The sequence below is a fragment of the Acidimicrobiales bacterium genome, from assembly GCA_036273495.1.
Lineage (GTDB): Bacteria > Actinomycetota > Acidimicrobiia > Acidimicrobiales > JAJPHE01 > DASSEU01.
This window is the reverse complement of sequence record DASUHN010000243.1, coordinates 1-13,239: the sequence shown is the minus strand read 5'-3', so window position 1 is coordinate 13,239 and position 13,239 is coordinate 1. Positions and strand designations below refer to the sequence as shown.

The window sequence follows — 13,239 nt, the reverse complement described above, 5'->3', positions numbered from 1 at the left end:
CGGCATCGGCTCCGGGGCCCCGCCCAGCTCGGCGGCCTCGGCGTCGCTGATGTACGCCTCGGTCCGCAGCGGGAGCTCCTTCATGAGCAGGATGGCCGGCAGGGTGAGCAGGGCGATGGGCGCCGCCCAGAGGAACACGGTGTGCAGCGAATGGGCAAAGGCGGTCACGATCCCGTTGCGCACCGGCGCCGGCAGCTTGTGCACGGCGGTGGGGCTGAAGGCCACCGACGTGGCCGACAGGTTGAGGTGGCCGAGGTTCGGAACCAGCTTGGGGAACCAGAACTTGAGGCGGGCGTTCATGATCGTGCCGAAGACCGCCACTCCGAACGAGCTGCCCATCGACCGGAAGAAGGTGTTGGAGGAGGTGGCGGTGCCGAGGTCCTCCTGCCTGGTCGCGTTCTGGATGGCCACGATCAGCACCGGCATGATCATGCCCATGCCGAGGCCGAGCACCATCATGAACAGCCCGGCCTGCCAGCGGGGGGTGGCCGCGGTCATGAACGACAGCAGGTACATCCCGGTCGGCATGAGGATCGATCCGATGATCGGCCAGCGCTTGTACCGCCCGGTACGCGTGATGAGCCGTCCGGTGGTGATCGAGCTGAAGGTCACCCCGAGCATCATCGGGAGCACGAGGAGGCCCGAGAGCACCGGTGAGACCCCGCTCACCAACTGGAGGAACAGCGGCATGTAGACGGTGCCGCCGAACATGGCCATGCCGGCCAGGAACCCGGCGACGTTGGTGCAGTTGAACACCGAGTTCCGGAACAGGCGCAGGGGGAGCACCGGTTCCTCGGCCCTGCGCTCCTGGAGCAGGAAGAGGACGACGAGCAGCGCTCCGAGGAGGATCAGGCCCAGGATCTGCGGTGAGGTCCAGCCGTAGGACACGCCGCCCCACACCGTCACCAGCAGGATCGTTCCCACCGCGCCGACCTGCAGGGCGGCGCCGCCGTAGTCGACCTTGTGGCGCACCTTCCGGAACGGCAGGTTGAGGACGGTGCTGGTGACCACCAGGGCGATGATCCCGACCGGCACGTTCACGTAGAAGCACCACCGCCAGGAGTAGCTCTGGGTGAGCCAGCCTCCGAGCGCCGGCCCGGCCACGCTGGCGAGCGAGAACACCGCCATCATGTAGCCCTGGTAGCGGCCCCGCTGCCGGGGGGAGAGGATGTCCCCGATGATGGCGAAGGTCAGGGCCATCAGGCCGCCGGCGCCCAGTCCCTGCACGCCGCGGAACACGATCAGCATGATCATGGTGTTCGACAGCCCGGACAGGGCCGAGCCGATCAGGAAGATGACGATGGCGGCCTGGAACACCACCTTGCGGCCGTAGAGGTCCCCGAGCTTCCCCCACAGGAGCGTCGAGCACGTCGACGTGACGAGATAGGACGTCACCACCCATGACAGGTGGTTGAGGCCGCCGAGGTCCCCGACGATCGTGGGCAGGGCGGTGGAGATGATCGTCTGGTCGAGGGCGGCCAGCAGCATGCCCAGCATCAGGCCGCTGTAGATGATCATGATCCGGCGGTGGGAGAAGCCCTGTTGCTGGGCCAGGCTCGTCCCCCCGATGGGGGTGCCGGGGCGGGTGTCGGTGGTGGTCATCGGCCGCTGCCCGAGGTCACCGGGGCGCGGGTGTCGGCCGACGACGACACGACCTGGCCGAGGCTGTCCATCTCGTCGGACAGCCGCACGATCAGCTGGGCCAGCTGGGCCCGGTCGGCCTCGCTCCACTCGGCCAGCAGCCGGCGCATGGCCTCCTGCCGGGTGCGGCGGACCCGCCGCAGCACGTCCTGGCCCTCCTCGGAGAGGCTCAGGCGCGACGCCCGCTGGTCGTCGGGGTCGCCGGTGCGCTGGACCAGGCCCGAGCGCTCGAGGCCCCGGACGTGGCGGCTGACGGTGGAGATGTCGATGCCGAGCGACTCGGCCAGGTCGGTCATCCGCACCGGGGCGGCCTCGTCGATGCGCACCAGCACCCCGTAGTCGGCCCGGTCGAGGTGGACCCCGCCGGCGGCGGCCAGCCACCGGTAGAAGGCGGGGCGGGTCATCTGGCGCAGCAGACGGGTGAGGGCGCGCTCGACCTCGGCCAGGGCGTCGTCGCAGCCCGGGCGGGGGCGGGAGCCGGGCACCCCGGCAGGGTAGCAGCTATTTGCTTGCAGTCAGCAACTTCTTGGCCGGGGCCCGACGATGACACGATGGGGCCGCCCGGGAACAGGTTCTACGAGCCCTGACCGACCCACGACGCCGCCCATGGACCCCGCCCCCACCGAGACCACCTCCGCCACCTCCGCCGGCCCCGAGACGGCGCTCACCAGCCGGCAGCTCGAGCGGCGCGAGCGCATCCTGGAGACCGCCGTCGAGCTGGCCTCCGAGGGGGGATACGAGGCGGTCCAGATGCGCGACGTGGCGTCCCAGGCCGACGTGGCCCTGGGCACGCTCTACCGGTACTTCGCCTCGAAGGACCAGCTGCTGGCGGCGGCCTGGGGCCACTGGGCCGCCCGGCTGGAGCCCCGGATCACCACCCGGCCCCTGCGGGGGGAAACGATGGCGGAGCGGGCCAACGACTTCCTGCACCGGGCCACCCGGGCCTTCGAGCGCAACCCCAACCTGGCCGCGGCGGTGCTCACCACCGTGTCGTCCAGTGACGCCAGCGCCCTCCAGCCCCAGCGGCAGGCCTCGCAGCTGATCGCCCGCATGCTGATGGGGGTCATGGAGCCGCTGGAGCCGGCCGTGGCCCGGGGGATGGTCAACGTGTTGAACCACGTGTGGCACTCGGCCCTGCTCGGCTGGGTCAGTGGCCAGGCCACCATCGGCGAGGTCTACGAGGCCCTGGACGAGGCCTGTCACCTGCTGCTCGATCCCCGGGAGCCCGCCTGAGCCTCGGCCGTAGTGTGGGCGCCGTGGCCGACGAGGGTCCCCTCCGGGGGGTGCGGGTGGTGGAGATCGCCAGCCTGGCGCCGGGGCCGTTCGCCGGTTGCCTGCTGGCCGACATGGGAGCCGACGTGGTCCGCGTCGACCGCCGGCAGGCTGTGGGGGTTGACCCCGGTGGCCAGCTCCTCGGGCGGGGGCGGCGCTCTCTGGCCGCCGACCTCAAGAATCCCGACGGGGTCGAGACGGTCCTGCGGCTGGTCGACGGCGCCGACCTGCTGATCGAGGGCTTCCGACCCGGGGTGATGGAGCGCCTCGGCCTCGGCCCCGACGTCTGCCTGGAGCGCAACCCCGCCCTGGTGTACGGGAGGATCACCGGCTTCGGCCAGGACGGCCCGCTGGCCCGCGCCGCCGGCCACGACATCAACTACGTCGCCCTGGCCGGGGTTCTGGGCCGGATCGGGCGGCGGGACCAGCCCCCCACCCCGCCGCTCAACCTGATCGGGGACTTCGGGGGCGGGGGGATGCTGCTGGCCTTCGGCCTCCTGTGCGGCCTGCTCGAGGCCCGGGCCACCGGGCGGGGCCAGGTCGTCGACGCGGCGATGATCGACGGGAGCGCCCTGTTGATGCTGCCGTTCTTCGGCGGGCGCCGGCGGGGGGCGGAGGGGTCCGTATGGGGGGAGCGGGGCACCAACCTGCTCGACTCCGGCGCCCCCTTCTACGACGCCTACGAGACCGCCGACGGCAAGTGGGTGTCGGTGGGGGCCATCGAGCCGCAGTTCTTCGCCGAGCTGGTGCGCCGCCTCGGCCTCGACCCGGCCGACCTGCGGCCCCAGATGGACCAGGAGGGGTGGGAGGAGACGAGGGCCCGCTTCGCCGAGGTGTTCCGGCAGCGCACCCGGGACGAGTGGTGCGCGGCGCTGGAGGGCAGCGACGCCTGCTTCTCCCCGGTGCTGGGGCTGGACGAGGTCGACACCCATCCCCACAACGCCGCCCGGTCGGGGTTCCCCGAGCTGGACGGGGTGGTGCAGCCCGCCCCCGCGCCCCGGCTGTCGGTGACCCCCGGGGCCGTCCGGCGCCCCCCGCCCGCCGCCGGCCAGCACACCGACGAAGTCCTGGCAGAGTGGGCGGGTCTGGATCCGGGTGAGATAGAGAAGCTCCGGGCGGCGGGAGCCGTCGGATGAGGCGAGGAGGCCACGAGCTGTGCGTGTGAAGGTGGACTACGACGTCTGCGAGAGCAACGCCGTCTGCATGGGCCTGGTGCCCGAGGTGTTCGAGGTCCGCGACGACGACTTCCTCTACATCCTCGACGAGAACCCCCCCGAGGCGCTCCGCTCCCGTCTCGAGGAGGCGGTGCGCAGCTGCCCCAAGGCGGCCATCACCCTCGAGGACTGAGGCGGGGCGGGCGGGGGGCTCGACAGGCTCCTCGCCGGGCGTGGTAGAAATGAGAACACGTTTCACCGCGCGTGGAGGGGCCGTGCAGATCGTCTACAACGAGGAGCAGGAGGCGCTCCGCCGGGAGCTCCGGGAGTACTTCTCCAACCTCATGACCGAGGAAGTGCAGCAGCGCATGTCCTCGGGGGACGGGGAGTACGGAGGCGGCAGCGCCTACCGGGACCTGGTGCGCCAGATGGGCAAGGACGGCTGGCTGGGGATCGGCTGGCCCACCGAGTACGGCGGCCAGAACCGCTCCATGATGGAGCAGCTGATCTTCACCGACGAGGCGTCGCGCGCCGGGGCCCCCGTCCCGTTCCTCACCATCAACACCGTCGGGCCGACGATCATGGAGTACGGCACCGACGAGCAGCGCAGGTTCTTCCTGCCGAAGATCCTGACGGGGGAGATGCACTTCGCCATCGGCTACTCCGAGCCCGACGCCGGCACCGACCTGGCCCGCCTGCGCACCCGGGCGGTGCGCGACGGGGACGAGTACATCATCAACGGCCAGAAGATGTGGACCAGCCTCATCGAGCACGCCGACTACGTGTGGCTGGCGGCCCGGACCGACCCTGACGCCCCCCGCCACAAGGGCCTGTCGGTCTTCCTCGTGCCGACCGACAGCGCCGGGTTCAAGTGGACGCCCGTGCCCACGGTCACCGGCGCCACCACCAGCCAGACCTTCTACGAGGACGTCCGGGTGCCGACCACCGCCCTCGTCGGCGACGAGAACAGCGGCTGGCGCCTGATCACGGGCCAGCTCAACCGGGAGCGGGTGGCGCTGTGCTCGGCGGCCGGCGTGCAGACCTCCCTCGAGGACGTGCGGCGCTGGGCCCAGCAGACCAAGCTCCCCGACGGGCGCCGGGTCATCGACCAGGAGTGGGTGCGCCTCAACCTGGCCCGGGTCCACGCCAAGGTCGAGTTCCTCAAGCTGATCAACTGGAAGATCGCCTGGGGCGTCGACAAGGGCGTGAGCCCCGCCGACGCCTCCGCCACCAAGGTGTTCGGCACCGAGTTCTACACCGAGGCCTACCGCCTGCTGATGGACTGCATGGGGGACGACGCCTACATCACCCAGGGCTCTCCCGGCGCCGTGGTGCGCGGCCGGATCGAGCGCGCCTACCGCGGCGCCCTGATCCTCACCTTCGGCGGGGGGACCAACGAGATCCAGCGGGACATCATCTCGATGGTGGCCCTCGGCATGCCCCGCGCCCCGCGCTAGACCCGGAGTAGAGCGATGGACTTCAGCTTCACCGAGGAGCAGGAGGAGATCGCCGGGCTGGCCCGGCGCATCCTCACCGACAAGGTCACCGTGGACCTGCTGCGCGAGACCGAGGCCGGCACCGACCGCTTCGACCCCGAGCTGTGGCGCACCCTGGCCGAGGCGGGACTGCTCGGCATAGCCCTGCCCGACGACGTCGGCGGTGGCGGCTACGGCGTGGTCGAGCAGTGCCTGGTCCTCGAGGAGGTGGGCAAGCGCCTGGCGCCGGTCCCGGTCTGGGCCTCGATCGTGCTGGGGGCGGCGCCCATCGCCGAGTTCGGCACGCCGCAGCAGAAGGAGGAGTGGGCTCGGCCCGCCGCCGAGGGGGCCAAGATCCTCACCGCCGCCCTGCGGGAGCCGGTCAACCCCGACGTGCTGCGGCCGACCACGACGGCGGCGCGCGACGGAGACGGCTTCCGGCTCAACGGGACCAAGACGGCGGTGCCCGCCGGGACCCTGGCCCAGGTGATCCTGGTGCCGGCGACGCTCGACGGGAGCCCGGTGATCTTCCTGGTGGAGCCGACCGGGCCCGGGGTCTCGGTGGCCCGCCAGCGCACGACCAACCGCGACACCACCGGCTACGTCGAGCTCACCGATGCCCGGGTGCCGGCCTCGGCCGTGCTCGGCTCGGTGGGGGACGGGCCGCGCATCCTCGAGTGGCTGGACGAGCGGGCCACCATCGGACTGTGCGCCATGCAGCTCGGGGTGTGCGAGGAGGCCCTGCGGGAGACCGCCGAGTACACCAAGACCCGGGTGCAGTTCGAGAGGCCCATCGCCACCTTCCAGGCCGTGGGCCACCGCTGCGCCGACTGCTACATCGACGTGGAGGCCCTGCGCCTCACCCTCTGGCAGGCGGCGTGGCGGCTCAAAGCCGGCCTGTCCGCGGCCACCGAGGTCGAGGTGGCCAAGTTCTGGGCGGCGGAAACCGGCCACCGCGTGGCCCACGCCGCCGTCCACCTGCACGGTGGGATGGGGGTGGCGGTGGAGCACACCACCCACCGCTACTTCATCTGGGGAAAGCAGCTGGAGTTCATGCTCGGGGGGAGCACCGAGCAGCTTCTTCGGATCGGCGCCCGGATGGCCGCCGAGCCCGTCTGATCCACGACGCTCGAGGAGGGGAACCATGGAGCTGAGCGACATCAACCTGCTGGACCGGGACCGCTTCACCGACGGTGTGCCGCACGACTGGTTCACCTATCTCCGGAAGAACGCCCCGATCTACCGGCATCCCGAGCCGGACGGGCCCGGGTTCTGGGTGTTCACCAAGCACGACGACGTGGTGGCCATCGGTCGGGACGCCAAGCACTTCTCGTCCGACCAGGGCCGCGGCGGGGTGGTCGGCCTCGAGGATCCCACGGCCGAGCAGATGGAGGCCCAGCGGGCGCAGGAGGGCGGCAACCTCATGCTCACCATGGACCCCCCGCCCCACACCCGCTACCGCAAGCTGGTGAACCGGGGATTCACCCCCCGCATGATCGGGATGCTCGAGGACCACATCCGCGAGGTGTCGGCCACCATCGTCGAGGAGGGCCTGGCCAAGGGTGAGGTCGACTTCGTCGTCGACATGGCCTCCGAGCTGCCGCTGATCGTGATCGCCGAGCTCATGGGTGTGCCCCACGAGGACCGCCACAAGATCTTCGAGTGGTCCAACCGGATGATCGGGAGCGAGGACCCCGAGTACATCGTCGACCAGGAGGAGGTGCAGGCCGCCTTCGTCGAGATGTTCCTCTACGCCCAGCAGCTGGCCGAGAAGCGCCGGGCCGAGCCGCGCGACGACATCATCAGCAAGCTGCTGTCGGCCGACGTCGACGGGGACCAGCTGACCGAGATGGACTTCAACCTGTTCTTCCTGCTGCTGGCCGTGGCGGGCAACGAGACGACCCGCAACGCCATCTCCCACGGGATGAACGCCTTCCTCGAGAATCCCGACCAGTACGACCGCCTGGTGGCCCACCCCGAGCTCGTCGACACCGCCGTCGAGGAGATCATCCGCTGGGCCTCACCCGTCATGTACTTCCGGCGCAACGTCACCGAGGACATCGAGTACAAGGGCCACCAGCTGAAGGCGGGGGAGAAGGTCAGCATCTGGTACGCGTCGGCCAACCGGGACGAGGACGTCATCACGGACCCGTTCAAGTTCGACGTGGGCCGCAATCCCAACCCGCATGTCGCCTTCGGGGGTGGGGGCCCGCACCACTGCCTCGGCTCCAACCTGGCCCGCATGGAGGTCAAGCACTTCTACGCCGAGCTGATCAAGCGGGTGGCCAAGGTGGAGGCCGTCGGGAAGCCGGCGCTGCTCCGCTCCAACTTCATCGGCGGGATCAAGCACCTGCCCGTTCGGTTCCACGCCGGGAAGGTCCCCGCCGCTGTCTGAGCAGACCCTGCCCCTGGCCGGGTTGCGGGTCGTCGACACTGCCGACGAGAAGGCGGAGCTGTGCGGCCGGATGCTGGCTGACCTCGGCGCGGACGTCGTGCGGGTGGAGCGCCCGGGCGGCGGTGACTCCCGGCGCATCCCGCCCCGGCACGGGGAGCACGGGCTGTACTTCGCCGTGCGCAACTTCAACAAGCGCAGCGCCGTCGCCGACCTGAGCTCGGCGGCGGGGCGGGACCGCCTCCTCGGGCTGCTCGAGCGGTCCGACGTCTGGATCGACACGTCCCGGCCCGGGGCGTTGGCGGGGGCCGGGCTCGATCCGGCCGAGGTTTCGGCCCGCCTGCCGCACCTGGTGGTGGCGTCGATCACCGACTTCGGCCAGACCGGTCCGTACCGGGACTGGACCGCCACCGACGACGTGATCGTGGCCCTGTCCGGTGAGCTGTTCCGCTCCGGCGTCGCCGGCCTTCCCCCCCTGCTGGTGCCCGGGGCCCTGGCGTACGACGTGGCGGGGATCTTCGGCGCCTTCGCCGTGCTGGCCGCCCACTGGCAGAAGATCTCGTCGACGGGACGGGGCCAGCACCTCGACGTTTCGGTCCTGGAGGCCACGGCCCAGGTCACCGACTGGTCGCTGCCCAACTACAGCTCGATTCGGGGCGCCGGCGGCAACTACGGCCAGGTGCGCAACGGTCACGGCCCGGTGTACCCGCTGTACCCGTGCGCCGACGGCTACGTGCGCCTGGTCATCCTGAGCCCCCGGCAGTGGCACGCCATGCGGGAGTGGCTGGGGGAGCCCGAGTTCCTGCAGGACCCGCACTGGGACACGCTCCTCGGCCGCATGAGCATCCAGCACGACATCCTCGACCCGATGTTCGCCGAGCTGTTCTCCAAGTACGGGATGGCCGAGCTCTCCGACGAGGCGCAGCGGCGGGGGATCGTGATGACCCCGTGCCTGTCCGCCGGGGAGGTGCTGCGGACCGAGCACTACCGGGCCCGGCGCTCGTTCGTCGACGAGGAGGTGGCCCCCGGGGTCACCGCCCCGATCGTGTCCGGCTTCTTCGAGGTCGACGGGAAGCGGGCCGGGTTCCGCCGGCGGGCGCCCGCGGTCGGGGAGCACGACGCCGAGATCGAGTCGTCGTGGCCCGACCCCCGCCCCGAGCCGTCAGGAGCCGCGCCCCCGCCCCGCCTTCCGTTCGAGGGCATGCTGGTTCTCGACTTCGGCCACGGCGGGGTCGGCGTCGAGGCGGGCCGCCTCTTCGCCGAGTACGGCGCCGACGTGATCAAGATCGAGAGCCGCACCTATCCCGACTTCATGCGCCTGGTGTCGGGCGGGGAGATCAGCGCCTCCTTCGCCTCCTCGAGCCGCTCCAAGCGCAGCCTCGGCATCAACGTGAAGACCGACCGCGGCGCCGAGCTGGTGCGCCGCCTGGTCGCCAAGGCCGACGTGGTCATCGAGAACAACTCCACCGGCACCATGGCCGATCTCGGCCTCGGTTACGAGGACCTGCGCGCCGTGAACCCGGGGATCGTGATGGTCGGCAGCCAGCTGATGGGCTCGTCGGGGCCGTGGGCGTCGTGGCTCGGCTACGGCCCGAGCACCCGGCCTCCGGGTGGGATGACCTGGCTGTGGAACTTCCCGGGCGGCGGGATGCCGCCGGGCTCGATGGTGATCTTCCCCGACCACCTGGCCGGGCGGGTGTGCGCGGTCGGCGCCCTGGCCGGGCTGGTGGCCCGCCAGGCGGGCGGCACCGGCATCCACGTCGAGGTGGCCCAGGTCGAGACCGTCCTCGGGATGATGAGCCACTTCTTCCTCAAGGAAGCCCTCGAGCCGGGCTCGGTCCAGCCCGAGGGCAACCGCCGGGAGCGGGGCGCGCCGTGGGGCGTCTACCAGTGCTCCGGAGAGGAACGCTGGATCGTCATCGCGTGCCGCGACGACACCGACTGGGCCGGCCTCCGCCGGGCCATGGGGAACCCGGAGTGGGCGGCCGATCCCGACCTCGCCACCGCCGCAGGCCGGCACCGCCGCCACGACGAGCTCGACTCGCACATCAGCGCCTGGACCGCGGGGCACAGCGACCGGGACCTCACCCACCTCCTCCAGGCCGAGGGCGTCCCCGCCGGCATGATGATGTACGCCAGCGACCAGCCCGACGATCCTCATCTGCTCGCCCGCGGCTACCCGGTGGAGGTCCACCAGCCGGGGGTCGGCGACATGCTCCTCGAGGGCCCCGCCTTCCGCTCCGCCGCCATGACCGACCCCGTCATCACCCACGCCCCCTGGCTTGGGGAGCACACCCGCCCGATCGCCCGCGACCTGCTCGGGCTGTCGGAGGAGGAGACCGAGAAGCTGCTGGCCGACGGGGTTCTGGAGGAGACGCCGGCCGGCGGGCCGACCGCCTGAGCCCTCTAGGGCGCGACGACCGAGTGGAGCAGGTGGCGCTCGTGCTCGAGGCCGGCCGGGAGGGGTAGATCACCGGCCGCGCGCAGGGCCCGCTTGGCGGCCCCGGCCCGGGCGGGGTCGAGAGCGGCCAGGCGGCCCGCCATGGCAAGAGCGGCTCCGTCGACCGGGCCGTCCTCCACCACCTCGTCGACCACTCCGATGCGGAGGGCGTCGGCGGCGGTGAAGGTCTCACCGCCGAGGACGACCGGCAGGGCCGGGCCCGGTCCGATCAGGCGGGCCAGGGTCTGGCTCCCGCCGGCGGAGGGGAGCATGCCGAGCTTGGTCTCGGGCAGGCCGAGGCGGGTGTCGGGCGCGGCCAGCCGGAAGTCGCACATCAGCGCGATCTCGAAGCCGGCGCCGAGGGCATGGCCGTGGAGGGCGGCCACGCTCGGCTTCGGGGAGTCCAGCAGGGCCAGCCATGGATCGCGCCACCACCGGATGCGGCGGGCCTCGAACACCGACTCCGCCGTCCCGAACTCTGAGAGGTCGGCCCCCGCGGAGAAGTTCCTCCCGTTGGCGGCCAGGACCACGGCCCGCACCGCCGGCACGTCCCTGACGGCGCGGAACGCCTCGATCAGGTCCTCCCGCATCTCGAGGTTGTAGATGTTGAGGTCGGGGCGGTTGAGCCGGACCACGCCCACGCCGTTGTCGCGGACCTCGAGCTCGACTGTGCTCACCGGCCGCACCCCGGCCACGCCGGCGCCGGCTCCGCCGGGGGTGGGACGGCGGGGCTCGGGAACGGGCCGACCGGGTGGGGAAGGACCCGTCCGGCCCCGTCGAGCGGAGCCATGGCGTCGGGTCCGGCCTCGGCCAGCAGGCGGGGCCCGAGGTCGGGGTCCCGCTCGGCCAGGCGGGCCGACGGGGAGCCGAGATGGAGGAGGGGCAGGACCGCGGCCTGAAGGGGCACTTCCAGGTGGGTGGGCGCCCAGTCCCGGCTTCGCCCGACCAGGCCGGCCAGAGCGGCGGTGGCGGCGGTCAGCCCGGCCAGGGGGTCGGGGTAGGTGACGGCGGGGGAGGCGTAGGGCCGGGAGGAGCCCGCCGGGGTCTGGCCCAGCCCGGACACGGCGTGCACCCCCGTCCCGTAGGCCACCCAGTCACGCATCGGGCCCGGGGGGAAGGCGGGGATCGAGAGGGTGAGCCGGCTCGGGTCGCCGTCGGTGAGGACGTCCCGGGTGAGCCCCAGGTTCGGCATGACCCGGGGGGAGAAGGAGTCGACGACCAGATCCGATGCACCGACCAGCTCGTGGAAGCGGCGGCGGTGGGCGGGGTCCCGGAGGTCCAGCGGCATCCGGCGCTTTCCGGAGTTGAGGGCCTGGAAGAGCCCGGAGTCGGTGCCGGGGGCGGTGCTGCGACCGTCCGGGTGCACGCCCCGCCCGTCGAGGGCCCGCAGCCCGTCGGGGCGGACCTCGGGCTCGACCTTCCAGACCGTCGCCCCCAGGCGGCCCAGCAGCCAGGTGCAGAGAGGCCCGGCCCACATCGCGGTGAGGTCACAGACGGTCACCCCGGCCAGCGGGGGGCCGCCCGACCTCGCGGCGGCGGGAGCGGGGGTGCCGGCGCGCCCGGCCGCCCCGACGAGGCGGACGGGTCCGGGTCCGGGCCGTCCCGGAGGCGGGGCCGACCGGGGCCGGTAGTCGCCCACCGCCAGCCGCCACTCCTGGGCGGCCCGGGCAACCTCGGCGGCGGACGTTTCCGCGGAGACGCCGGCCAGGAAGGTCCCGAACCGGTCCCGCTCCCCGGGGGCGCCGAGCTCCAGGGAGAGCCACCCCCGGCCGCCGCCGAGGTCGAGGGGCTCGGGGGGAACGGGCCAGGTGGGGCTGGCGTAGGCCGCCGCCATCACCTGGGGCAGGCAGAGCTGGAGGGCCACGTCGGCCTGCCGGACCTCCACCGGGGCGGCCCCGAGGAGCGACGCCAGGGCCGCTCCCGCCATCGTCACGCCGACCGCGTAGGAGAGCGTGCCCTCGGGGACCCCGGGCAGGTCGGGCACCGGCCGATCGGGAGGAGGGAGGGCCACGTCGGCGGCCCGACCTCCCGGGGCCACCTCGGCGCCGAGCGTCACCAGCAGCCAGGCGGCCACCTGCTGCGCGGTGCCGGCCGGGTCCCCGGGGCTCTCGACGGAGACACCGGCGAGCGGCCCAGCCGCCATCACCGGCCCTCGAAGCGGGGCGGGCGCTTGTCGAAGAAGGCGGCCAGCCCCTCGGCCCGGTCCTGCGAGCCGGCCAGGAGGTGGTTGAAGTCGGCCTCGAGGCGCAGGGCGTCGTGCAGGGGCAGCTCCGCCCCCCGGCGGACCGCCTCCTTGGCGTACTCCAGGGCCAGCGGGCCCCGCTCGGCCAGGGTGGTGGCCACCTCCCGGGAGCGATCGGACGGGTTGTCGGCCAGCTCATGGACCAGGCCGGCCTGGTGGGCCTCGGCCCCGGTCACCTCCCGGCCCAGCAGCACCATGGCCGTGGCCAGGCTCGTTCCGGCCGCCCGGGCCAGGCGCTGGATCCCGCCCCAGCGGGGGAACCCGCCGCCGGCGACGTCCCCCAGCGAGATGGCGGCGGCGGGCGCCGCCACCCGGACGTCGGCGGCCAGGACGAGCTCGGTGCCGACGGAGGCGCACCTCCCGCCGATGGCGGCGACGACCGGAACCCGCAGCGCCTCCATACGGCCGGGGGGGTCGACGCCGCCGCCCCGCGGGTCGAGGTCGGCGCCCGCCCCGGGGCAGAAGTCGGGACCGGCGCTGTCGAGCACGAGCACCCGCAGCGACCGGTCCGCCTCCAGCTCCTCGAGGAGGCCGTCGAGCTCCCGCGCCGCCCGGGCCGACAGGGGCGCCCCGCCGACCCGGAGGATGCCGACGAACCCCGCCGTTTCGAACCCGATCTCGGA

12 protein-coding genes are annotated in these 13,239 nt (G+C 72.7%); 7 read left to right on the top strand and 5 right to left on the bottom strand.

Features of this window, described 5'->3' with window-relative positions; all coding sequences use genetic code 11:
- On the bottom strand, positions 1 to 1,602 hold a 1,602-nt coding region (locus tag VFW24_10515), incomplete at its 3' end, for an MDR family MFS transporter (protein ID HEX5267195.1).
- Positions 1,599 to 2,126, bottom strand: coding sequence for a MarR family transcriptional regulator (locus tag VFW24_10510; protein HEX5267194.1), 528 nt, complete (start codon positions 2,124 to 2,126; stop codon positions 1,599 to 1,601). The genes VFW24_10510 and VFW24_10515, both read right to left, overlap by 4 nt.
- A 121-nt stretch (positions 2,127 to 2,247) precedes the next feature.
- Here VFW24_10510 and VFW24_10505 point away from each other — a divergent pair, with 121 nt between their 5' ends.
- Genes VFW24_10505 through VFW24_10475 form a run of 7 tightly spaced genes read left to right on the top strand, consistent with a single transcriptional unit; the run spans position 2,248 to position 10,335 of the window.
- Positions 2,248 to 2,874 carry a TetR family transcriptional regulator gene (locus tag VFW24_10505; GenBank protein ID HEX5267193.1) on the top strand — a complete coding sequence of 209 codons (627 nt, stop codon included), beginning with the start codon at positions 2,248 to 2,250 and terminating at the stop codon, positions 2,872 to 2,874.
- A gap of 23 nt (positions 2,875 to 2,897) precedes the next feature.
- Positions 2,898 to 4,049, top strand: coding sequence for a CaiB/BaiF CoA-transferase family protein (locus tag VFW24_10500; GenBank protein ID HEX5267192.1), 1,152 nt, complete (start codon positions 2,898 to 2,900; stop codon positions 4,047 to 4,049).
- Positions 4,050 to 4,068: 19 nt separating this feature from the next.
- A complete protein-coding gene (locus tag VFW24_10495) occupies positions 4,069 to 4,260 on the top strand; it encodes a ferredoxin (protein ID HEX5267191.1) in 192 nt (63 codons plus the stop codon).
- A gap of 49 nt (positions 4,261 to 4,309) precedes the next feature.
- Positions 4,310 to 5,524, top strand: a complete 1,215-nt coding sequence (locus tag VFW24_10490) for an acyl-CoA dehydrogenase family protein (GenBank protein ID HEX5267190.1) — start codon at positions 4,310 to 4,312, stop codon at positions 5,522 to 5,524.
- Between the two features lie 15 nt (positions 5,525 to 5,539).
- On the top strand, positions 5,540 to 6,661 hold the full coding sequence (locus VFW24_10485; protein ID HEX5267189.1) for an acyl-CoA dehydrogenase family protein: 1,122 nt from the start codon (positions 5,540 to 5,542) through the stop codon (positions 6,659 to 6,661).
- 25 nt (positions 6,662 to 6,686) lie between these two features.
- Positions 6,687 to 7,937: a cytochrome P450 gene (locus VFW24_10480; GenBank protein ID HEX5267188.1), complete on the top strand. Its 1,251-nt coding sequence runs from the start codon at positions 6,687 to 6,689 to the stop codon at positions 7,935 to 7,937.
- Between the two features lie 22 nt (positions 7,938 to 7,959).
- Positions 7,960 to 10,335 carry a CoA transferase gene (locus VFW24_10475; GenBank protein HEX5267187.1) on the top strand — a complete coding sequence of 792 codons (2,376 nt, stop codon included), beginning with the start codon at positions 7,960 to 7,962 and terminating at the stop codon, positions 10,333 to 10,335.
- A gap of 5 nt (positions 10,336 to 10,340) precedes the next feature.
- Here the strand turns inward: VFW24_10475 and VFW24_10470 are convergent, their stop codons facing one another.
- The 3 genes from VFW24_10470 to VFW24_10460 form a co-directional block, all read right to left on the bottom strand.
- Positions 10,341 to 11,051: an enoyl-CoA hydratase/isomerase family protein gene (locus tag VFW24_10470; protein ID HEX5267186.1), complete on the bottom strand. Its 711-nt coding sequence runs from the start codon at positions 11,049 to 11,051 to the stop codon at positions 10,341 to 10,343.
- Positions 11,048 to 12,517 carry a CoA transferase gene (locus VFW24_10465; protein HEX5267185.1) on the bottom strand — a complete coding sequence of 490 codons (1,470 nt, stop codon included), beginning with the start codon at positions 12,515 to 12,517 and terminating at the stop codon, positions 11,048 to 11,050. The genes VFW24_10470 and VFW24_10465 overlap by 4 nt, the downstream gene beginning before the upstream one ends.
- Positions 12,517 to 13,239 (bottom strand): enoyl-CoA hydratase-related protein (locus tag VFW24_10460; protein ID HEX5267184.1); only part of this gene is annotated, 723 nt, incomplete at its 5' end. The genes VFW24_10465 and VFW24_10460, both read right to left, overlap by 1 nt.

Coding starts and splice junctions, on each gene's coding strand:
- VFW24_10505 (HEX5267193.1), top strand. CDS start 2,248: ATGGACCCCGCCCCCACCGAGACCACCTCCGCCACCTCCGCCGGCCCC.
- VFW24_10490 (HEX5267190.1), top strand. CDS start 4,310: ATGAGAACACGTTTCACCGCGCGTGGAGGGGCCGTGCAGATCGTCTAC.
- VFW24_10485 (HEX5267189.1), top strand. CDS start 5,540: ATGGACTTCAGCTTCACCGAGGAGCAGGAGGAGATCGCCGGGCTGGCC.
- VFW24_10480 (HEX5267188.1), top strand. CDS start 6,687: ATGGAGCTGAGCGACATCAACCTGCTGGACCGGGACCGCTTCACCGAC.
- VFW24_10465 (HEX5267185.1), bottom strand. CDS start 12,517: ATGGCGGCTGGGCCGCTCGCCGGTGTCTCCGTCGAGAGCCCCGGGGAC.